The sequence below is a fragment of the Brevibacillus sp. HB2.2 genome (assembly GCF_013284275.1).
Taxonomy (GTDB): domain Bacteria; phylum Bacillota; class Bacilli; order Brevibacillales; family Brevibacillaceae; genus Brevibacillus; species Brevibacillus brevis_D.
The window spans coordinates 135,535-157,405 of sequence record NZ_JABSUV010000011.1 but is presented as its reverse complement, the minus strand read 5'-3'; the positions used below and the strand labels follow the sequence as shown (position 1 = coordinate 157,405).

Here is a 21,871-nt window from a genome sequence, read left to right as displayed (position 1 = left end):
ATTTGTGTACGACAAGCTTTCCCGGATCAAGGAAGAATCAGTCGAGGGTAACGTTAAGCAATACGCTTATGACAAGCGCGGCAACCGCCAAGTGTATGCAAACGCTCCGGTAGATATCCTGGGCTCCTATGAAATGAAGCACGATTTGTTTAATCGTTTGCAGGAGTACAAGGATGGGAAAGGGACAACGACGTACACGTATTACCCAGGTGGATTGCGGGCGACGAAGCAACAGACTGGTGGCGTAACGGATACGACTCACTACGTCTATTTGGATGGGCAAGTGATTGAAGAGCTGACGCAAGATGGCAGGGTCAAGGCGCGGAATGTGTTTGGTAACCAGTTGATCTGGCGAAAGGACTATGCGTCGAATCTTGAAGGTACCTACTATTACAACAGCCACGGTGATGTTGTCAAAATCAAAGCTCCTAATGGTAATGTTCTGAATACGTACGACTATGATATTTGGGGTAATCTGATTGCGGATAAAGTCAAAGAGACGATTTCCAACCCGTTTATGTATGCGGGGGAGATGTTTGACAAGGAGAGCGGATTCTATTATTTGCGGGCCCGGTATTATGATCCGAAGATAGGGCGATTTATCTCGGAGGATACGTATAAAGGGCAAGTGGATAATCCGTTGACGCTTAACAGATATACGTATGGACATAACAATCCAATTATCTTTGTTGATCCGACAGGTCATCAAGTAACAATCGAAGGTACTGGGGAAAGGTTTAAGCCTTTAGATTTTTATAGTATGAGTCATGAAACTAAACAGATGTACGTTGATCGCTATCTCAAGTATGGGGAGAACTCAATCCCTAAAGAGCTTCGAGGTGGTGTAGAATTCGAAGTATTTAGTCAGGCATATACAAATGAACTAGCGGAGTATGGACCTGGCGGAGCAGGTGTTAAGATAGTTAAGGTGGGCAGCAAGGCGGTTATAGCAGCAGTAAATGGTACTAAAGTAGCGAAGCAGGTACTGAACACTTCAACACAAAGCTTTCGCGCTAATGCCCAAGGGCATATACTTCAAGGTAGTAATGGTGGGGGATTTCACTGGTTGGCGGGTTCAAATGGAGCTGCTAGAATTGTACCAGGAACTAAATCATCCGCTAATCAATTTGGAGTCTACGAAGCACAAGTAGAGTTTAATGGTGTGTTGAAAAATGGTAATAATGGAAAGTCAACTTTCTTCCCTGATAATTGGACTAGAGATCAAGTATTAAATGGAATTAATGAAGCCTATTCGAACAAAGCATTAGTTCAGGGGAATACCTATCGAGGAACTACAAGTTCTGGAATGGTAATTGAAATGTATTTAGATAGTGCCGGAAAAATAATCTCAGCATTTCCTAAATACTAGTATAGTTAAGGAGGATACCATGGAGTACCAATATAAGATTAAGACAGTCACTTTATCAAACGGATTAAAGGCACTGACAATTGATCTCCCAGAATCTATGGGTGCAGTAGTAGATTTTTTGACTAGTGATATATCATCGGAATTGGATGGTTTTAGAATCAACGAACTTATTGATAGCGTCCTGGATGGAATGTGTGAGTATGAAGAAGCTAGGGGCAATGCATGCCGAATTGAAATTAACAAGGAGCATACTAGGGTTGTTAATTACTTATTTGAACAACTTGAGGATGAGGAAGATGTAGAATATAGCATCAAAACAACTGAGTTGAGAAAATTGGTGCAGGAATGGGCCATTGAGATTGAAAAATTTAGAAAGCAAGTAAATTAAGAAACTGCTTGAACCCCAAACGAAAAATCAAGAACTCGTTTGGGGTTTCCTTAATTTATTCCTGAAAGAAGTAAAAAACTCTTGTTTTAAAATGTAAATTTATAGTATTATCAATTCAAAGAAGTCGAACTGTAAATTTATAGTAATCCTGTTTCATCAAGAAAGGTGTGTAACCATGTTTAACCCCGAAATAAAAACTACCTTTCTGCAAGGATATAAAGAAAACACCCAAAAAGCTTATTCAAGAGTGTTCAACCTGACAAAGAAGTTCGAAGTGGAAAAGGATAAGGATTTGCTCCACTTTACACTGGATGAGATTGAAACTGCCCTGCACAGCTTCCATGCTTCTACAGGAGACTCTCTTAATACGGCTGGGAGAACGATATCTGCTTACTTGAATTGGGCAAGGGCAGAGGGGCTTAGAGAGGACAGCAATCCACTGGAGTCCGTTTCAAAAGAATGGTTTAAGAACATGGTAGGAAACACCCATCAACAATTTACTACGAAGCAAGAAATCGATGCAATTATTGACCAATGTAATAACGATCAAGATTCAGTGATTCTCTCCCTGCTATTCGAAGGTGCGGGTGGAAAAGAGGTAAGTGAACTACGCAATCTAAAACGTGAACAAGTCAATGATGAGAAACGAACATTGATATTGTTTAACGATAAAGATGAAACAAGAGAAATTCCAATATCCGAGCAGTGTCTGAAATTGATAGATGGCGCAATCAAGCAAAAGGATTATCTCAAAGGTAATGGGGAGATGAGACGAGATCATCTCAAAGAAACAAGTGAATTAATTGAAACAGGCTATGTAATCAGGCCAGCCAAGACAAGAAATGTTCATATGGAACAAGTCAGTCCTCATCTGATTTATGGGAGATTACATGCATTAGAAGAATACTTTGGTTTGGACAATCTACGAGTGAAAACAATTCAACGCAGCGGGATGATCTGGATGGGAAAACAACTGCTTGAACGTGATGGTGAACTCGGAAAAGAGCAGTATCATGAGATATGTGAACGGTTCGGCGTAAGCAAAGTAATGAATGGCAACAAGCTAGAGTATATGTGGTGGGGATTAAAAGACTTCGTTAACCCAGACATGATTGCTGCATTGTACGAGTAACGCACCTAGAGGATGTAATTCCTCTGGGAAAACAAGATAAAACTAAAGATTTATTGTAAATCGACGGAGGAGGTGATTAAACGTATGAGTCGCTATCTTTTGTTATAACAGTCCAAATCATATTCAATATATTAAAATTTATAGTAAAAAGGAGATTATATAATTGTTTGATTCCATCAAAATGAAAGTAAGTTCCGTATTTATTCAACCTGACATATTACGACAATTTAACTTTGCATCTTTTACATACCGTAATCAGAAAACAGGTGTTATAACCACATTCCAAATGCAAGACGAGATCATTCCATATATCAAATATCAGGATGCAAGCGGCACTTTAACTATCCAAGTTTCGATTCCTAAGATGCTATATGGAAATAATGTCAAAGCAATCGAACAATCAGATATTCCTATCTTCTTTCAGCGTGTACAAGAACGATTACAGCAATTATTCGGCATCCATATTGCCCATGAAGATTGGAGAATTACCCGTTTAGATGTATGCTGCAATTTCCATGTTGGGAATCGAACAGGGGAATATGTTCGTCAGTTGAGCAAAGGGAAAATGCCCTATAAAGATACGCGAAATTATAATCATGATGAAACGGTAGAGTTTTATAACAAAAGCAGCAGAGTCATGCTATACGATAAATACAAGCAATGTAAACGAGTGAAGGAACCGAAGGAGATCATTGAGCAGTCCAAAGGAATTTTACGATTAGAAATTAGACCAAGCGACAATGACTTGAAGAAATATACCAAAGAGAAGAGAGCCATTCATCTCGTCACTCATTCCTTTTTTACTTACATAATCAATAAGACACTGGAGGGATTGCCATACACAGAAAATGTGGAAACCATTGATTATGAATGGCTTTTGGAAAACAAGGAGGAAATATCAAAGATTGAGACTTATCTAGGTTTCACTATGATCAAAAACTTGTTCCAAGAAAGTGGAATAAGAGCAATTTATACAACATCCACTCTTCCTAATCGTAGGAGTTTGGCAAAGAAAATAACCATCCCGAAAAAGGAAGGGCTAAAAAGGTTAGAGATTATTGATTCAGTTCAGGGCTGAAGACATCCACCCAATTGAATCTGTTACGTTTACGATAGCGATAATAATTACAGAATATTGTATCTGATTCAAGGTGCCAAAGTGTGAAAAGTAGGAGTAATAAGGACAAATTGGTACAACCTATGGAAAAACGAGGGGAAAACGATGCATTGACGATTGGAACAGTGGGGGGGGCAAATTACATCCAGTGCTGAATCTGACATCGACGATAAGTGTTTTGCACATCGAGTTCCACGGTGAAGTTGTAGAAATTACAATAAGCAGCTATTCAACCTCAATAAGCTGCTCAATAGGAATGTTTAAAGTCTTGCAGATGAGTTCTAGTGTTTCCAAGTAAACCCGATCAACCTTTTCAGAACAAAGATGATTCACTGTGCTGGCTCGCAAACCAGTCAATCTAGCCAACTCCCGCTGAGTTATCCCTTTTTGTTCAAGAATTTCTCTTAATTTTATACGAATTGCCATGTAGTTTCTCTCCTGAAAAGTGACTCCTAAGAGACGGAATTTGTTTTCATTATAGCATCGAAGAAGGAGGAAGTCATTGAATGTTACGGTTAAGAGTTATATAATAAAACCATAATGTTTCGGTTAAGCGTTACATTAATTTCAATTCCTGTAACGGTAGGGGTGAAACGCATGGAGAAAGTAGTCGGTTATGTGAGAGTATCCACCAAAGGACAAGTAAAAGATGGGTACAGCCTATCCTATCAAGTAGAAGAGATCGAGCGCTATTGCAAGGAGAATAACCTAGAATTACTCGGAATCTACAAAGATGAAGGAATCAGCGGAGCAAAGGTGGACGAGGATGGATTAACGATTGAGCGTGCAGGACTACAGGAATTACTTGCTAATCTTCATTGGCAAAAAGTAAGCCAGATTATCGTTCTCAACACTTCCCGATTGTGGAGAGCCGACATGGTGAAAGTCCTCATTCAAAGAGAATTAAAACGGCACAGCGTAGACGTAAAAGCAATTGAACAGCCCAACTATAGTATTTATGCCCATGACCCAAATGATTTTCTAATCAATGGCATGATGGAATTACTCGATCAATACCAACGTTTGGAGATCGCACTCAAACTAGGGCGGGGAAGAAAAAAGAAAGCGCAACAAGGAGGATATGCAGGAGGTGGCGTTGCTTTCGGATATACGGCAACGAAAGGACAAAAAGCTATTCAGATAGATGAGAGACAGGCGGAGACTGTGCGGAGATTGTTTTCCTTACGTGAAACGCATCCTACTTGGTCACTCTCCCAATTGGCTGTCCAACTGAATACAGAGGGGTATACTACGACACACGATAAATCCTTTACCAAGGTACAGGTCAAACGAATCATTGATCGTGAAGCCTTCTACAAGGGTACCTACCGCTATGGTCAGATTGAAGCAAATGGACTTCACGAAGCCATTATGTAGCGGGAGGAACGAACGTGGAAGCTCAATTCACTCATTATAAACAGGAAGAGATACGCTCTCTTGACAAGATTCAGACATGCGAAATAGGTACACAATTAATTTTTGACTATGTTCAACAAGAGAACGCTGTATTTAACATCGCTACGATAGAGGAAATAATAAAAGCCATCTTTCAGGTGGAATTACATCAACGAGAATACTTGCTGCAAATCCGTTTAGCGAAGGCATTGTCTAGCACCAAATTACAACCGTAATGATAGAACGATAATGACATGAAAAGAATGTACGAGCTAACGTATCCGTGCGTGTTCATCTTTGAATAATGCTTGTTCGGAGGGTGCTGGCATTCTTTTCTCTACATCATTACTCATCAAAGATAGGGGTGAAGTCTTTTTGCATCATAAATTGAAGTACCTATATATCGGCATAGACTTACATAAACGTCATCATACAGCGGTGATTATGACCTGTTTCCATGAAAAGAGGGACGAAATCCAATTCGAGAACAAGCCGTCAGCGTTTCCTAAGTTTCTGCAACAGGTAGAAAAAATGGCAAAGAGGGAAGGCTTGACCCCTGTGTTTGGCTTGGAGGATGTAGGGGGCTACGGAAGAGGATTGGCTATGTTCCTTAACGAAAACAAATACGAAGTAAAATCGGTTAACCCTGCCCTTACGATATCTATTCGGAGAAGCAGTCCAAATAACAAGAAAACAGATGCGTGGGATGCAGAGTGTGTGGCTCGAATCCTGATTTCCAACTTGGATACATTGCCGACTGCGAATCCACATGACCTTTATTATGCAATCTCACAGCTTGTCACAAGAAGAGAGAACATTGTGAGTGTTGTAACAGGAATCAAGTTACAGCTTCATCAATTGCTAGGCTATCACTATCCAAGTTACAAGAAATTCTTCTCACAAGTAGATGGGAAGACGGCATTAGCTTTCTGGTTGAAATATCCTTCTCCGAGTTGTTTGCGTGGGGTGAGTGTGGATGAATTGGCTACCTTTCTGTATAAGAAGAGCAATCGCAACATGTCTACCAAGAAGGCAGAGGAAATTCTATCTTTCGTACAGCAAGACGGTGACACATCGAAGGACTATCAGGAAGCCAATGATTTTCTTATAAGAAATGTGGTTCGGGACTTGATCATCAGAGACCATCAGCTATCACAAATTGACACAGAGTTGGCTAAGCATCTTGCCTTACTGGATTACAAACTAGAGACCATGCACGGAATTAGTACGGTCACGGCAGCGGAACTAATCGCGGAGATTGGCGATATTTCACGTTTTTCCAGTGCTGACAAGTTAGCTAATTTCGCTGGAATTGCACCCGTTCAGCATAGTTCAGGGAACAAGCAGAAGAGTAAAAAGAGCAAGTTAGGCAACCGTAGTCTGTATGATATCTTCTATAACCTTGCCATTCGTCAACTGGGTGTATCAAGGGCGAAGAAACCCAATCATCCTGTTTATCATGCATACTACGAAAGAAAGCTAGCAGAAGGGAAAACCAAGTGGCAAGCGATTATTTGCGTGATGCGTAAATTGGTCAATGTCATATACAGCATGATGAAGTACAAGACGGAATATAAAATGCCAGTTCTTACAGAACAGGCGGCGTAGTAGCAGGGTGGTAGCAGAAATGTTGCCACCTAACCTTTATCCATTGAGCGCTTTATCATGGAGGATACGTATAAGGGGCAAGTGGATAATCCGTTAACGTTTAATCGGTATACGTATACGCATAACAATCCAATTAGATTCATAGACCCGAGTGGACATTATATAGATCAAACAGAGGGCGGCAGTTATTTCGGTGGTAGTAATAAAGATCTTGCAATGTATTGGGCACAAAAATCTGTCAAATATGCGGACGAAAATCGGATGGATTTTGGTGATGCAGTGAATGCAATTGTGCCTGTGAATATGCGAGAAGAAGTTTCTACGATTGTATATTTCCATGGCGGATTGAATGCCTTTCATCAAGCAGGAGATATCTCCACTATGGGAAGCTCAAACACAGGGGCAAGTTTAGCAAAGACTACCGTAAAAAGCACTACAAAAAGCACTACAAAAAGCATAGCTGTTAAATCAAATGCTAAAATTTCGAATTGTAATTGCTTTACTGCGGGTACAAAGGTTAAAACAGACGAAGGGGAGAAGAATATTGAAGACATTGAAGTCGGAGATAAGGTACTCTCGAAGAATGAAGAGACTGGTGAGGTAGCTTATAAAAAGGTTACTGCTACGTTCAACCATGAGACGGATGAGATTTACCAAATCCATGTAGGCGGTCAGATGATTGAATCGACCTTTAACCATCCGTTCTATGTAAAGGACAAAGGATGGACATTCGTTAAAGACCTCAAAGTCGGTGATTTGCTAGTTCAGAGTGATGGGAATACACTCAAGATAGACAGCATCGAACTGTTGCACAAGCAGGTAACGGTTTACAACATGACGGTTGATGAGTTTCATACCTACTTCGTTAGTGACCTTGGTATTTGGGTGCATAATACTAATAATGGATGTATCGATTTGAGTTACCTTCAAAATTATGGAAAAAAATAGAGGATAAGCTTAAGGATCTAAAAGATCCAAATGGGAATTATCTAAAGATGGCAGAAGAACAGGGGATTACCAATTTTAATCCAAATGATTGGAAGAAAGGCTTTATGACATGGGAAAATGCGCAAGGGAATAGAGTGGAATGGCACTATGTAGTTAACCCAAAAACTGGTAAAATATTGTCGCAAAAAGCGTATGTTCCCGGTCCAAATAAAACTAGCGATTGGCTAGATATAAAGTAATATTTTTGAATAATCAACGAGGTGATAATAATTTGGAGTCAATAAATGAAGTGCTTCTAGCTAAACTAGAGCATGTTATGCATAATTTAACTGAAGTTGAACAACTATCCCGGTGGGCAGACGAAAAGTATCAATTATTCTGTAATAAGGGCTATGATCAATATTTAAGAAATAGGCTAATAATTGACATTTTGCAGAGGTTACGAGACTTAAATGATCCTTTACTTGATGAATGGGAATGGGGATATCAGGAGAATAATGCATCCTTTTATCTTTCTGAAATTAAGGATATTATTGAGTACTTAGAAGGAAAGAGGAAATTTATCGAGGTAACTTCTGTAAAAGAAAATTTGCTTGAATTCCCAAATAAACGATCATTATTTTTTTACCCTTTTATTACTGATTTATTAGCTAATAAATGTTTGTCTAATGATGATGTAAGTACTTTAAAAGAAATATTATCTTCAACACATGTGAAAACAAGAGATGAATATGTTTTAAATGAAACAATTGTGGCAATGTTACACATCAATGAGTCTCTTAAGTTTTCAAATGATGAAATAATTTCCATAGGTAATTTTGGTAAGAGTAACAAGGTCACTATTCAACAAGAGAAAAAAATACTGAAAGATTTATTGGAAATTATTGAAGGGAAAAAAGCTTATCGCTTAAGCGTGTGTATTGTAAAGCAAGATGTTTGTTACACAAATATTATTCCTTTATAATTTATCCAGACTTTGGGGAGCGATCCTCAAGGTCTTTTTTTTACTCCTACCTAGTAACGAATGAATTGGGAGGCTAAGCCTAACAGAGCCGAACTATCATGGATTGCAACAATGTACGTATATAAAACGATGTATAGGGTATGAGACGGTCAAAAAGTATTTATTGCAACAAAATGAGGGGATGTCCCGATTTTTTATAGTTAAGGCCCAAAAATTAATCTAGTAACGTGCCAATTTATATAGAAGCAGGTAAGGAAGGTTTTAAGCTAGCGGACTTGCCCTCTATAGTCCGAAAATCGTTAAAAAATTCGGGTTGGGGGCCTGAGTATGGAGTATGCACAGTTTCGATTGACCAGATTGTAATAAATTTTACGGATGTATTTTGAATTTCTTCTACCAATTCCATCTAGCTTTACGTATCCATTTCCTATCAGCTTTTGTCCCTAACTCAAGAAAAAACGTGTTAAGAATTGAATATCATCCTGATAGTTTAGTTCATTTCAAGTCATGGCTGTTGCCTTTAAAAAAGTATGCCGTGAATTTTTTGATTGTTAGGGCACTTGTTAAAAAGCTTAAAGTTGGAGGATTGCGTTTCAAGTGACGGTACTAAACTAGCTATTGATAAAATTGAGAAAGAGTCGCGTGAAGCAACGGTTTATAACTTTGAGGTTGTTGATTTTAATTCGTACTTTGCATCAAATTTTGGAATATGGGTGCATGATTGTGTTGTGAAGAATTGGTATACGCCTAATCCAAATAATGGAGGGTGGATTTAACTGAACCGCACATCCATATATATAGCTCGATAATAAGGGGGATATATTTAACTATGAATCGTTATTACCTTAATAACTTCTATTATTGGTAAGATTTCATTAGAGGAAAGGATAAAAGTGATGCTCTCCTTTCTCAATCAAGGAGATATTTTTCTGTTCTTTCACACTAAGGACCATTTTGAAAAGCATTGTACTTCTCAAGAGAAAGAATTTATAGGTCCAAGAATTAGGTTTATTAATAATGAGTGGGTTTTTCCTTGGGGAACTCAACCCTTACAAAACAATTCACTTGTCTGGTATGAAATAAATAATTCTAATGAGGTGGAGGAATCTTTAGGGATAAATAATTTATTTACATGTTTAGTCATTCAGAAAAACGATGAGTTTATGAATCACGCGTACGTACTTAGTTTAAGAGAAAGTGTTGATTCATTTGTGCTGATAATTGATGAGAAGCAGAAAGGAGATTTTATGGGGCGGGTATTTCCTAAAATTAAATGGTATTTTACGGAGGAAGTGAAACTCGCCTCAATAGAAGAGATATATCCATAAAATTAATCGTCGTTATTACACCCTTTTTCGAAATTGGGGAATAAAGTTAAAAATGAATGCCTGACCTTAAGGACAAAAGTTCTTAAGGTCTTTTTTCCTCTTCGGCACAATGTTGACGGTCTGCCAGTTTAGAGAGAAAATATTTGATTCTTGTTGGGTACAGGGGATGATACTGCTAGACCAGATTTAAATTGCGTTGATATCTAAGTAAACTATCTAGCAGCCCCAAATAAGCGTCCTTATTGGCTCGCAGGGGCTGTTTTGTTTATCTAGTTTATAAGTATACGTGAGCAAGCCTCCATCACTGTTTAACCTCTCAATCACCAAAATCTTTTCAATAAACAGAAATTCCTCAAACATAAAACAATGACAAAACTTGAATATTATGGTATTTTCTCTGTAAAAATACGTCACGCCTCTCGCATATCTCGAGTCGCACGAAAGGAGATCGATAGATTTGCTCATAGCCATAAACATGATCTTTCTACTTATCTTTGCCTTCATACTGGCAAAACTCCTCACCCTACTAAAACAAACACAAGATCAGGTCCATCACTTCCACCCATTCATCCCGGAAACCGGACCAGCAATCGGCACCAAACTACAATCGCTACCTTTCCGCACGCTAAACGGTCAAGAACAACAACTAAATCACCTGCCCCGCCCACTCATCGTAAACTTCACCCATACAGGCTGCGGGCACTGTGCCAATCATGTGCACGAACTATTATCCGAGGGAAGGGTACTCACAGATGCATCCGTAATCATCTCGACAGAATCCGAGTACATAACCACTTCCCAATGGCTACAAGAAAACAACATATCCGGCATACCAGTATTGATCGGTAACGAACCCATGCTGGAAGCATACCAGATCAACCATTTCCCCAGCGTTTTCGTAATCGATGAACAGGACGTCATTCGTGCCAAGCCGATAACCGCCGTGGAATCCAAAAAGAAGCTCCTGGCGCTAGCAGGTGAACCAGCATGATTCGCTCCTATTTTGCAAAAACCGTTCGATTAATTTGGACACATGGCAAGCTATGGCTCATTTGTTCTATTGCTCTCAGAATCATCCTGGCATTTTCCCCGTTAGCTACGATCTGGATTATGAAAGAAATGGTGAACGAGGTTACAGCCATTGCGCTGGACCACACGGATGATTACCAGCCATTGCTTTGGCTGCTTGCTGGATTGTTTTCCGTGACGTTGGTGACGAATGCGTTGGAAACGGTCTTGCGTGTTCTCAATGCCCATACGGAGCAACGACTGGAATATCATTTGGAGCATATGGTAGCAAAGAAAGCAGCATCTGTTCCGCTCTCCTATTTCGATGATCCGGAATTTTACAATCATCATCACCGCATTCGGGCAGAAGCAATGGGGGAACGCTTCCTGGACCCTCTGGAAAGGGTATTGGATCTCGGGAAAAATCTGATTACTCTGATTTCGTTTGCGGTATTTTTGTTTAGCATTCACTGGGGATTAGCTGTGATGAGCTTGCTGGCCGTGATCCCGCTGTTAATTGTCCAAATCAAATTTGGTATGTCGGAATACTATCTCGCAAGGCTACAGACGCCGGAAATTCGAGAAGCCTCCTACATCAGTTCGATCCTGAATGAGCGTGACAGCTCCAAAGAAGTCCGACTGTTTCAGCTCAAGGACTTTTTGCTAGGCAGATGGTCTCGCCTGTTTTTGAAAAATATGAAAGAGGTACTTCGTCTGCTCCACCGCAGAGAAAAAGCACTGATTCTCTCAGGGATATTTACCTCCTCGATGTATATTGGCTGCTTGGGATTGGTCGTATCGCTGCTTCGTGCGAGCGCCCTGATGGTAGGGGATTTTGTAGCGATTGCACAAGCGGTACAGAATACGCAGCAGCTGCTTTCGCAAATGACCTTTAACCTCGCACATATCGTCAACAGATGCTTGTACATCGCTGATCTGTTTGACTTTCTGGAATACGAGGATATAACGATTCCGCAGCTCACTGGCAAAGCTGAGTTTCCCACCAAGCTGCAATCTGGTATTAGGTTTGATCGGGTTTCGTTTTGCTATCCCAAAATGGAGCGTAATGTGATCCATGAAGTTTCCTTTACGATCAAGCGGGGGGAGCGTATTGCGATTGTCGGCGATAATGGCTCTGGAAAAACGACGCTCGTCAAATGCCTGATGGGGCTTTATCCGATTCATTCAGGAAATATTCTGTTCGACAATCAGTCGATTCGTGAGCTCGATATTTCCGACCTGCAACGAAATATCACGGTTATTTTCCAAGACTTCATACGGTATAACTTCACTGCTGGAGAGAACATCACCATTGGGAGAGTGACGCAGGAAGTCAATCCCGCCCAGATGAGGCAGGTAGCGGTTGAAACCGGTGCAGATACCTTTATTCGTCGGCTCCCTAGTGGATACGATACGATTTTGGGGCGGACGCTACAGGATGGCGAAGACTTGTCAGGTGGACAGTGGCAGAAGATCGCGTTGTCGCGGGCTTTATATAGAAGAGGTGAGATTTTTATTCTGGACGAGCCTACGGCAGCACTTGATCCGCAGGCAGAGCTGGAAGTATTTCAGCAGTTTGATGCCCTCACACAGAATAAGACGGCGATTTTTATTTCCCATCGGATGGCTGCGGCACGAATGGCGGATCGGATTTTTGTCATGAAGCAAGGTCAGCTGATCGAAGTCGGGCATCATGATGAGCTCATGGATGCAAACGGAGAATATTCGCGCATGTACCGCATGCAGGCGAAATGGTTTGCGTAACAAAGGAGGGGTGTTATGGAGGAGCTTGGGCTGCTGTTTCGGCTGATTCTCGCGTTTTTATTTCTCAGCACGTTTATTTCAAAAATAAGGGATATGGGCACGCATTTGTCCATTGTGCGAGCCTATCAGATCATACCTTATTCGTGGTCAAAAGGCTTTACGTATCTGGATCTGGGGTTGCAAGTCACCGTAGCGGTATCCTTGCTAATCGGTCTTTTTACAACGCTGGGACTGTTCTTGGCGATTTTTTTGCTAGGGGCGTACACACTTGCGATCAGTATCAATCTAGCAAAAGGGAGAAAGAAGATTTCATGCGGATGCGGCGGAATGGCGGGAAACCATTTTTTATCGTGGAAGCTTGTATTGCGTAACCTCGTATTCATCAGTCTGGCAGTCTGTGTGGGGCAATGGAGCGGGGGCTGGGCGAGTGTTGACCATTATTTGTTGTCCGGTAGTTTCGAAATCACCAACGAAGTTATGGCTATCTTCTTTTCGAGTGTATGCATCTCACTGCTCATGGCCATTAGCGGAGAAATCAGTACGTCCAAACATATTTTGCGAAAAAGGCAGGGATGAACATGTCTACAGGCTGGATGATTGGGTTCGGGGTATTATGGGTGACGGTCATCGCAATTTTGGTCGTCTTGTTTCAAGTATTAAAGGTGGTCGGGACGTTCATTAATAAAATGGAAGCAGCAGAAGAGTACAGTAGAAGAAGCGACAAACATATGAATTCCTGAAATTTCAGAAAACGCTTTCAATTTTGATATAATCATTGTATTATATACCTGTAAATACAATTTATTACAAAAAGGGGCGATAAGAATGTTCAAGAAATTACTCCAAAAGCTCGGAGCAAGTGGATTTGCAGGATGCCAAAAAGGATGCATAAGAAATGGCCCATTGTGTGAATGCCCTTGGTAGTTTTTCAGACACATAAGTAGAGCAAGACTGTCTCGCTAGTAGAGAATTCTACTACATGAGGCAGTCTTGTTTTTTTGGCTAAACCGAAAATTAACGTTCTAAATCTAAATGAAGCAGAGGAAAGGGCCTTCCCGAACCATCCAGTTCAGATCGTCCTGTTTGCACAAATCCATACCGTTTGTAGAAAGCGTGAGCCCCCTCGTTTTGCTCGTTGACATCTACTTTCAAATGAGGGCCATACTTACGCTCTGCATGTTCGAGTAATCTGCTCCCAATCCCTTTTCCGTGATATTCAGGATCAACGAACAGCATTTCGATTTTCGTTCCATCAAGGCCAATGAAGCCTACAGGCTCTTTCATTTCGTTTATTTCTATCCATACCTCAACGGCAGATAGTGCTTCATTTTTTACCATGTTTTTATAAAACGCAATATCTTCCTTTGTCAAAAAATGGTGCGTACGGCAAACGGCACGATACCAAATATCTACCAATTGATCATGATAGCTGGCTTCATAAACAACAGTTTTGGTATTCATCATGAAACCTCCCTGATTCAAACTAACAAACAGTAAAGAGCGCTCTTGAGAGCTTATTATATAGAGATGCTAGGAACTTTCCTATCATGTTCACAGCTTTCGCTCTATTTGGCGGAATTTTAAAATATTTCAGACATCAATTCGCGGATTGAGCTATACTGTCTTTATGGAACAATCTTCTAATTAGTGGGGGCGGAAAAATGAAAAAACTCGTTTCTTTGGCAGTCGTTGCAAGTATTGCGATCCCGTTACTAAGTCCAACTTTTGTCCAACAAGCAGCTGCAAACGCTATTCATGATTATCGGAATGAAGTTCAGGTCAACCAGTTCCGCCCACATGGGGGAGACAAGCAGGAAGTGAATGATTTCATCGCATCCTTGGTGAAGCAACGATCCCATCCTGCTGAAGTAGCAAAGCTGGTAGCAGATGACTCCTTGGCGAATTTTGCGATGAAAACCTATATGGAAGGATTGGCGCAATACAAAAACATTCAGGTGATCGAAGCAAAGGTAGACAAGCTGTACACCGTCACGAAAGAGGACGCCTTCAATAATTATCGCGCGATTGTAAAATTCAAATACGTCGGGTATACCGCAGATAACAAGGCCATTGAAAAAACGGATTATCTCGGCTTGGCCAGACTCGGGACAGACCCGGTAAACTGGAAGGCGTGGGGCGTCATTTGGCAGGACTCTGGCATCGATGTGTCAGATGTGAAGCTGATTCAGTTAGAGAAACCGCGCAAAGGAGAAGAAGTATGCGTGATCACGACAGATGCGGGTGTGATCAAGCTGAGGCTGTTCCCGAACAAAGCTCCAAAAGCGGTGGAAAACTTTAAAACACTCGCGAAAAAAGGGCAATACAACAATATGATTTTTCACCGTGTGATCAACGACTTCATGATTCAGGCGGGAGATTTGAAAGGGCCGGATGGCAAGGAGCTGCCGAGTATTTACGGCGAGTCGTTTGAGGACGAGTTTAGCCGGGATCTGTTCAATTTCAGAGGAGCACTCAGCATGGGGAACGCTGGACCTAATACAAATAGCACGCATTTCTACATTGTACAAAGCCCGAAGATAGATCAGGAGTACCTCGATTTGTCGGCGCTGCCGCTGAATGCAGAAGCGAAGTATAAAGAAATTGGCGGACGAGCTTACCTCGACAATCGTCACACTGTTTTTGGGCATGTATTTGCCGGGATGGAGGTCGTAGACAAGATTGCAGCCCAGAAAACAGATGAGAATGCAAAGCCCATCCAAAATCCGATCAAGGTACAAAAGATTGAATTTGTCCCGTATAGCGAATAAGTTTTGCCAACAAAAACCCCCTCTCATTCCTGAAATTTGGGATGATGAGGGGGTTTGTCAATGAAGGGGAGAGACAAGTCAATACGGCTCCCAGCGCAGTTTTCGTGCTTTTTCGAATCGCTCTTCCACATAGGGCCAGTTGACGATATTCCACCAGTTCTCTACATACTTGTCTCGCTGGTTTTGATACGCCAGGAAATAGGCATGCTCCCATACGTCCAGAGCCAGCAACGGAATTACATCCCATTGTGACAGGTTCTGGTGCTTTTCGGCTGTAAGAATCTCCAGATGATGTGCTCGCGGGGCCCAAACGAGGATCGCCCACCCCGGACCTTCTACCTTTTCTGCCGCCTGACTAAATTGTCTTTGAAAGGCGTCATACGAACCGAAATACCGATTGATTGCCGCTGCGAGATCACCAGAGGGAGTGCCACCCCCATTTGGACTCATGGATGACCAAAAGATCGTATGCAAGTAATGACCGGCCCCATTAAAGGCTAGCTCGCGCTCCCAATGGCGTATGAGATCGAAGTTGCCACTTTCTCGCGCATCCGATAGCTTCCTCTCTGCTGCATTGAGATCGTCTACATATTTTTGGTGCAGTTTGTTGTGATGGATTTGCATAGTAGCTTCATCGATGTACGGCTCTAAAGCATTGTACGCATAAGGGAGCGGGGGGAGGGTATGCCGACCGACAGCCACGGGGCGTGCCGCACGGACTGGCTCACGTGCACCGGGATAGGAAACTGGTTCTGGTACAACAGGCACTTGTACTTCTTCTGCCACCGCTGGCTGTGCATTTATTGATTCCGCAACAGGTTCCTTCGCTTCTTCTTCCAGTTGGTCATCCTCACTCAACTGTGCCAGTCGTAAAAAGTGATGGAATTGCTCCTGCACTTGTTCTGCGCGAGTGATGAGAGTAGGGAGTTCGTCGCTGTCTTTTGTTGAATAAAGCTTGGATGCTTGCCTTCCGATCCGTGTAAATGTTTCTTCGAATTTGTGCAGATGCCGTTCGAGTTCTCGGTTGAGGGTCTTATGTTTTCGCAAATGTTCGATCCATTGTCGCCCCCATTGGCTCCAGTCCAGCAAATTCTTGGCTTCTTCTACCAAAAGATTCTCCTCCTCGTGGGCACATCATCACTCCTCACATTATGAAAGGCGCTTAGAGAAGGTGCGACATTTGCGGAGTACAAGAAATTTCATCTACGCATATGGTAGTAGCACAAATGTTTGAGTGGTATGCTGTACTATATTCATTTCAACAGGGGAGACACATTAGTATGAGTAGAGAACGAGCGATTGCCGTTATTGATTCAGGAGTGGGAGGATTAACTGTTGCGAAGGAAGTCATGCGTCAGCTACCCGAAGAACGGATTGTTTATGTAGGCGATAATGCCCGTTGTCCGTATGGCTCCAAATCGCCGGAAGAGATTCGTACCTACAGCTTTCAAATGATCGACTATGTGATGCGTACACCGTTAAAGGCATTGGTGATCGCCTGTAATACTGCGACTGCCGTCGTGCTGGAGGAAGCGATAGGGGATTTGCCGCTACCCGTCATCGGGGTGATTGAGCCAGGGGCGCGTGCGGCTGTTCAAGTAACGAAAAACGGAAGGATCGGTGTCATCGGGACGGAAACGACTATTCGTACCAAGGCGTATGAACGTGCGCTTTTGCGGATTCAGCCTGATCTGTACGTCGCAGGAATGGCTTGTCCCGCATTTGTGCCACTGGTGGAGAGCCACATGGCAAATACGGAGGAAGCAAGAAGAGTTGTAAAAGAAACGCTTGCCCCGTTCTTGCACGAAGATTTGGACACGTTAATTTTGGGTTGTACACACTATCCGTTGCTGGCACCAATTATTTCGGAAGTGATGGGAGATCGAGTACGCCTGATTAACTCCGCAGAAGAGACAGCGCGAGAATTGTCCCTGCAAATTGCGACGGACGCCGAACGCAAGCAAATAGGGCGCCCGGAGCATCTGTTTGTGACGAGTGGGGATGCTAACAAATTCCGGACCATTGCAGAAGAATGGCTGGATTGCAAAGTGAACGTCCAGCACAACTCACTGGAAAAAACTGTCCAGCCCTGATGGAAGACCTTGTCTGGCGAGACAAACTTTCAACGCATAAACCCAAGCCTAGCTCGTATACATGGTAGTACAAAGTGTGTGGAGGAGGCTGGGGAAATGAAGATAAGGCACATCGGGAAAATGACGGCCGTGCTGGGAGTTAGCGCAGTGCTTTTGTCGGGCTGCGGTCTCTTTGGCCCGGAAAAGGAAACAATTAGTATTGATGCACCACCACAGTCAGAGGTATCTGTGGATTTGCCCAACGGCACGCCGACCCCGGATGCTGCAAAAGATGGCGCACAACCGGTCGTTCAGGAGACTGGAGAGAGAATGGTGTACTTGCAGGATGCTAACGGCTATATCGTTCCTGTCTCGATGACTCTTCCGAAATCAGACGGTCCTGCCAAACAAGTATTGAGCTACATGGTAAAAGGTGGACCGGTTGAGAGCATGCTCCAGGGTGGCTTCTCCGCTGTCTTGCCGAAAGGGACAGAAGTAAAAGGACTTGTCATCAAGAACGGCGTAGCCACTGTTGATTTTTCCAAAGACTTCAAAACGTACGAAGAGAAGGACGAGAAGAAAATTGTCGATGCTGTCACCCGGGCGTTGACGGAATTTAGCACCGTCAAGACTGTGCAAATTTGGGTGAACGGAACGCCGTTGACAGAAATGCCAGCAACCAAGACACCCATCACGCTATTAGACCGGAATCAAGGAGTCAATCTTGAGCTGGGCGATGGGGCAATACCAGGGGATACCTCTAGCGTAACGGTTTATTTCCAGGGTCAGCTGGATGATACACGTACGTATTATGTCCCGGTCACTCGTCTGGTTCCGGAAACAACTGACATCGCCAAGGCAACGGTCGAAGAGTTGATCAAAGGACCGAAACAAGGATCCCAGCTCTTCAGTTCCTTGCTGCGTACGACACGTGTTCTGAATGTGAAGCAGGAAAAAGATTTGGTGACAGTCAATTTGAGCAGTGACATCCTCAAGTATGACGATGGCAAGGAAGCGAGCCCAGAAGCTCTGCAATCGCTCGTCTTGTCATTGACAGAGACGACAGGAGCCAAGCAAGTGCAGCTGCTGGTGGAAGGAAAACCGCTCGCTAGTGGCGCGTTTACCAAGCCCGTGAGCCGCCCAGTTCAACTCAATCCCATACAGATGTAAGGAACGAGCCACGCCCGTATTAACGAGCGTGGTTTTTGTTCGCCAATGGTTCGTTGTCACCGGTCCGTACGGTTCTCCAAATAACGGGCCCGAGTCCAAGCGATGGGATCGTGATCAAAAGACCTGCCACAAAGCCGACTATGCGTGGGTCTGCCATCGTCAAAATCCAGCCGCCAAGGAGCATGGAAAGACCGATCAGAATATTTGAGATCGTCGCATCCAAAGCAAATACTCTGCCGTGGTAGCTAGGGGTGACATGCCGCATGATCAACGTATTCAGGCTGGCGTTTCCCATTCCTCCCGCCACGGTGGATAGCGCAAAGAACAGTGCCGTTACATAAATCGTGGGTGAAAAGCTGGTCAAAAGCAGTCCAAAGCCTTCCACAGCAAAGCTGCTGGCAGCCACTTCGTAAAAGTATCGTTGAAAGCGCTGAGCAAGTATTCCTCCGATGATGAAGCCAATCCCGATCGCTCCGTACAACAGACCAATTCCCCATTCACCGGCAGCAAACACTTGATAGGCATAGACACTGATCAAGACATTGATGATCCCCCCACCGATTGGCCACACGGCTTTTAACAAAAGGATGGCGTACACAATCGGTGTGGATGTGATGGCGCGTATCACCTCTCCGTAGGAAGAGACTTTAGCAGCCTGCTGCAACTGTACGTTAGAAACGGGGGCGTTTGGGGAGGCGGGTACCTTCAGCCTAGCCAGAAACAGAGCCGAGGCGAAAAAGGAGAGGGCATTGAAAAGAAAAGCGAGATCACTTCCCCACAGTGCAACAAAAATACCGCCGATCAACGAACCGATGGCCATGACGATTCCATAGATACTTTGATCAAGTGCATTCGCAGTCGCCAATTCCTCAGGGTCAACGATTTTAGGCAGCAGGGACATTCGTGCAGGATTGTAAAGGGAAGAAAAGGCAACTAACGAAAAAGTACCTGCATAGACCATCCATACATCTGATTTTTCAGATACGAACAAAAACGAAAGAGCAACGAAGCCGCGGACGAGATCACAGGCAACCATCACTTTTTTTCGATCAAAACGGTCTGCCATCAGACCGCCCAGTGGACCAAAAATCAAGTGAGGCAGCGTGCGTAGTGCGAGGGTTATGCCGACCGCGATAGCTGTTCCCGTTATTTCGAGCAGCAGTGCGAGTACAGCAACGCTGTTAAACCAATCTCCGATTCCGCTTAAGAAATTGGCGGTTAAAAGGCGCCGCAGATTCGGCTTTTTCAAAAGAAACAAGAAGCTCATGAGCAGATTCACCTTCCATCAAATTAATTGAATATCTAATTAGATGATATTTTAAATAGTCGAGTGACGGCAAGAAATTTTTTATGAGGAAGGAAGTGACAAGAATATTTGCAATTCACGTAAATAGGGAAGAGGCGTTTGTGCAGTGGCAGATCGTTTCCCGCCTCTGGTATAATGAGCGGAGTGTAACAAAGCGATTTAGGAGGAACTTGGAATGAGAGTGGATGGCCGTGCCCATGACCAATTGCGCCCAGTAACCATTACGCGCAATTACATTAAACACGCAGAAGGATCTTGCCTGATTGAAGTCGGAGACACAAAGGTGATTTGTACGGCGACTTTGGAAGACCGGGTACCGCCTTTTATGCGTGGTGGCGGGAAGGGCTGGATCACAGCCGAGTATTCCATGCTTCCCCGAGCAACAGCGACCCGCAACGCGCGTGAGTCGTCGAAAGGAAAAGTCGGTGGACGAACAATGGAGATTCAGCGTCTGATCGGACGCGCTCTGCGCTCCGTTGTGAACCTTGAAGCAATGGGTGAACGCACCATTTGGCTGGATTGCGATGTCATTCAGGCAGATGGAGGTACACGGACAGCTTCGATTACCGGAGCGTTTGTGGCAATGGTAGACGCAATGCAAAAGCTGGTGGATAGTGGCACCTGGAAACAGCTTCCGTTAAACGATTTCCTGGCAGCAACCTCAGTAGGGGTAGTCGGCGAGCAAGCCGTGCTCGATCTCAACTACAAAGAGGATTCTACAGCAATTGTCGACATGAATGTCGTCATGACGGGAAAAGGAAAATTTGTCGAGCTGCAAGGAACAGGGGAGGATGCTCCGTTTTCGCCTGAACAGCTACAAGAAATGATTGCCCTTGCAAAAGTCGGCATTGACAACTTGATCAACAGTCAAAAAGAGGCGCTCGCTGATGTTACGCTCTCTTTTGCACAATCGGTAGCGGAGGAAAGTCATGCCTAATCGAAAAAAAGTCGTTCTCGCAACACGGAACCAAGGAAAAGTGAAAGAATTCAACAGGCTGTTCGCAGATGCAGGCTGGGAAGGAATTAGCCTCGCTGAATTTGATGGTGTGCCTGAGGTAGTAGAAGACAAGGACACCTTCGAAGGAAATGCGCTGAAAAAAGCAATCGAAATCTCTACATACTTGAATATGCCAGCCTTGGGTGACGATTCCGGTTTGGAAGTAGATGCGCTGGAAGGACGCCCAGGTGTTTACTCCGCACGCTTCGCTGGGGAAGATGCAACAGACGAGCAGAATTGGCGTAAATTGTTGAAAGAGCTGGAAGAGGTATCGACAGAGGAACGCACAGCTCGCTTCCGTTGTACGTTGGCGTTGGTGATTCCGGGCGAAGAGCCAATTATTGCCACAGGGGCTTGTGAAGGCGTGATCGCGCGTGAACCAAAAGGGACAAATGGCTTTGGTTACGATCCGGTATTCTACGTCCCATCGATGGACAAAATGATGGCCGAACTCATGCCAGAAGAAAAGAACCAGATTAGCCACCGCGCTCGTGCCATGCAGCAACTGCTTGCAATCCTCAAGTAGACAAGAGAGAA

The 21,871-nt window shown here is 43.4% G+C and carries 24 protein-coding genes; 20 read left to right on the top strand and 4 right to left on the bottom strand.

Going from position 1 to position 21,871, the window contains the following annotated elements:
- The 4 genes from HP401_RS29670 to HP401_RS10625 all read left to right on the top strand — a co-directional run.
- The coding region (locus HP401_RS29670; protein ID WP_217366027.1) for an RHS repeat-associated core domain-containing protein at positions 1 to 1,369 on the top strand (1,369 nt) is incomplete at its 5' end.
- A 19-nt stretch (positions 1,370 to 1,388) separates the two neighbouring features.
- Entirely contained in the window at positions 1,389 to 1,757 is a 369-nt protein-coding gene (locus HP401_RS10635; protein WP_173604983.1) for a hypothetical protein, read from the top strand.
- 175 nt (positions 1,758 to 1,932) lie between these two features.
- The gene (locus tag HP401_RS10630; protein WP_173604982.1) at positions 1,933 to 2,889 is read left to right on the top strand and encodes a phage lytic cycle repressor MrpR family protein; all 957 of its coding nucleotides are present in this window, start codon (positions 1,933 to 1,935) and stop codon (positions 2,887 to 2,889) included.
- A gap of 163 nt (positions 2,890 to 3,052) precedes the next feature.
- The gene (locus tag HP401_RS10625) at positions 3,053 to 3,967 is read left to right on the top strand and encodes a phage/plasmid replication domain-containing protein (RefSeq protein WP_173604981.1); all 915 of its coding nucleotides are present in this window, start codon (positions 3,053 to 3,055) and stop codon (positions 3,965 to 3,967) included.
- A gap of 264 nt (positions 3,968 to 4,231) precedes the next feature.
- Here HP401_RS10625 and HP401_RS10620 read toward each other — a convergent pair whose 3' ends face one another.
- Positions 4,232 to 4,432: a helix-turn-helix domain-containing protein gene (locus tag HP401_RS10620; protein WP_173604980.1), complete on the bottom strand. Its 201-nt coding sequence runs from the start codon at positions 4,430 to 4,432 to the stop codon at positions 4,232 to 4,234.
- A gap of 171 nt (positions 4,433 to 4,603) precedes the next feature.
- Here HP401_RS10620 and HP401_RS10615 point away from each other — a divergent pair, with 171 nt between their 5' ends.
- From HP401_RS10615 to HP401_RS10565, 11 genes are all read left to right on the top strand, one after another.
- Positions 4,604 to 5,383 (top strand): recombinase family protein, encoded by a 780-nt coding sequence (locus HP401_RS10615; protein WP_173604979.1) that lies wholly within the window; start codon positions 4,604 to 4,606, stop codon positions 5,381 to 5,383.
- 14 nt (positions 5,384 to 5,397) lie between these two features.
- Positions 5,398 to 5,637: a hypothetical protein gene (locus HP401_RS10610; protein WP_007722200.1), complete on the top strand. Its 240-nt coding sequence runs from the start codon at positions 5,398 to 5,400 to the stop codon at positions 5,635 to 5,637.
- A gap of 139 nt (positions 5,638 to 5,776) precedes the next feature.
- Positions 5,777 to 7,009, top strand: a complete 1,233-nt coding sequence (locus HP401_RS10605; RefSeq protein ID WP_173604978.1) for an IS110 family RNA-guided transposase — start codon at positions 5,777 to 5,779, stop codon at positions 7,007 to 7,009.
- 57 nt (positions 7,010 to 7,066) lie between these two features.
- Positions 7,067 to 7,957, top strand: a complete 891-nt coding sequence (locus tag HP401_RS29855; protein WP_254457044.1) for a polymorphic toxin-type HINT domain-containing protein — start codon at positions 7,067 to 7,069, stop codon at positions 7,955 to 7,957.
- A gap of 47 nt (positions 7,958 to 8,004) precedes the next feature.
- The gene (locus HP401_RS10595) at positions 8,005 to 8,196 is read left to right on the top strand and encodes a PepSY domain-containing protein (RefSeq protein ID WP_173604977.1); all 192 of its coding nucleotides are present in this window, start codon (positions 8,005 to 8,007) and stop codon (positions 8,194 to 8,196) included.
- Between the two features lie 32 nt (positions 8,197 to 8,228).
- Positions 8,229 to 8,921, top strand: coding sequence for a hypothetical protein (locus HP401_RS10590; RefSeq protein WP_173604976.1), 693 nt, complete (start codon positions 8,229 to 8,231; stop codon positions 8,919 to 8,921).
- Positions 8,922 to 9,814: 893 nt separating this feature from the next.
- Positions 9,815 to 10,249, top strand: a complete 435-nt coding sequence (locus tag HP401_RS10585) for a hypothetical protein (protein ID WP_173604975.1) — start codon at positions 9,815 to 9,817, stop codon at positions 10,247 to 10,249.
- Between the two features lie 457 nt (positions 10,250 to 10,706).
- Entirely contained in the window at positions 10,707 to 11,240 is a 534-nt protein-coding gene (locus HP401_RS10580; protein WP_173604974.1) for a TlpA family protein disulfide reductase, read from the top strand.
- Positions 11,237 to 13,021: an ABC transporter ATP-binding protein gene (locus HP401_RS10575; protein WP_173604973.1), complete on the top strand. Its 1,785-nt coding sequence runs from the start codon at positions 11,237 to 11,239 to the stop codon at positions 13,019 to 13,021. The genes HP401_RS10580 and HP401_RS10575 overlap by 4 nt, the downstream gene beginning before the upstream one ends.
- 15 nt (positions 13,022 to 13,036) lie before the next feature.
- Entirely contained in the window at positions 13,037 to 13,597 is a 561-nt protein-coding gene (locus HP401_RS10570; RefSeq protein WP_173604972.1) for a MauE/DoxX family redox-associated membrane protein, read from the top strand.
- 2 nt (positions 13,598 to 13,599) lie between these two features.
- Entirely contained in the window at positions 13,600 to 13,761 is a 162-nt protein-coding gene (locus HP401_RS10565) for a hypothetical protein (protein ID WP_173604971.1), read from the top strand.
- Between the two features lie 274 nt (positions 13,762 to 14,035).
- Here HP401_RS10565 and HP401_RS10560 read toward each other — a convergent pair whose 3' ends face one another.
- Positions 14,036 to 14,482 carry an acetyltransferase gene (locus tag HP401_RS10560; RefSeq protein WP_173604986.1) on the bottom strand — a complete coding sequence of 149 codons (447 nt, stop codon included), beginning with the start codon at positions 14,480 to 14,482 and terminating at the stop codon, positions 14,036 to 14,038.
- 200 nt (positions 14,483 to 14,682) lie between these two features.
- On the opposite strand from HP401_RS10560, the gene HP401_RS10555 reads away from it, so the two are divergent.
- A complete protein-coding gene (locus HP401_RS10555; RefSeq protein ID WP_173604970.1) occupies positions 14,683 to 15,789 on the top strand; it encodes a peptidylprolyl isomerase in 1,107 nt (368 codons plus the stop codon).
- Positions 15,790 to 15,867: 78 nt separating this feature from the next.
- On the opposite strand, the gene HP401_RS10550 is transcribed toward HP401_RS10555, so the two are convergent.
- Positions 15,868 to 16,899 (bottom strand): superoxide dismutase, encoded by a 1,032-nt coding sequence (locus HP401_RS10550; protein WP_173604969.1) that lies wholly within the window; start codon positions 16,897 to 16,899, stop codon positions 15,868 to 15,870.
- 170 nt (positions 16,900 to 17,069) lie between these two features.
- Between HP401_RS10550 and racE the strand changes: the two genes are divergently transcribed.
- Both racE and HP401_RS10540 read left to right on the top strand, forming a co-directional pair.
- Positions 17,070 to 17,882 (top strand): glutamate racemase, encoded by an 813-nt coding sequence (gene racE, locus HP401_RS10545; protein WP_173604968.1) that lies wholly within the window; start codon positions 17,070 to 17,072, stop codon positions 17,880 to 17,882.
- A 96-nt stretch (positions 17,883 to 17,978) separates the two neighbouring features.
- Positions 17,979 to 19,031, top strand: coding sequence for a GerMN domain-containing protein (locus HP401_RS10540; protein ID WP_173604967.1), 1,053 nt, complete (start codon positions 17,979 to 17,981; stop codon positions 19,029 to 19,031).
- A gap of 19 nt (positions 19,032 to 19,050) precedes the next feature.
- Here the strand turns inward: HP401_RS10540 and HP401_RS10535 are convergent, their stop codons facing one another.
- On the bottom strand, positions 19,051 to 20,298 hold the full coding sequence (locus tag HP401_RS10535) for an MFS transporter (RefSeq protein WP_173604966.1): 1,248 nt from the start codon (positions 20,296 to 20,298) through the stop codon (positions 19,051 to 19,053).
- A gap of 214 nt (positions 20,299 to 20,512) precedes the next feature.
- On the opposite strand from HP401_RS10535, the gene rph reads away from it, so the two are divergent.
- Together rph and HP401_RS10525 are read left to right on the top strand one after the other, a co-directional pair.
- Positions 20,513 to 21,274, top strand: a complete 762-nt coding sequence (gene rph, locus HP401_RS10530) for a ribonuclease PH (RefSeq protein WP_173604965.1) — start codon at positions 20,513 to 20,515, stop codon at positions 21,272 to 21,274.
- On the top strand, positions 21,267 to 21,860 hold the full coding sequence (locus HP401_RS10525) for an XTP/dITP diphosphatase (RefSeq protein WP_173604964.1): 594 nt from the start codon (positions 21,267 to 21,269) through the stop codon (positions 21,858 to 21,860). The genes rph and HP401_RS10525 overlap by 8 nt, the downstream gene beginning before the upstream one ends.
- The last annotated feature ends 11 nt before the right edge of the window (positions 21,861 to 21,871 follow it).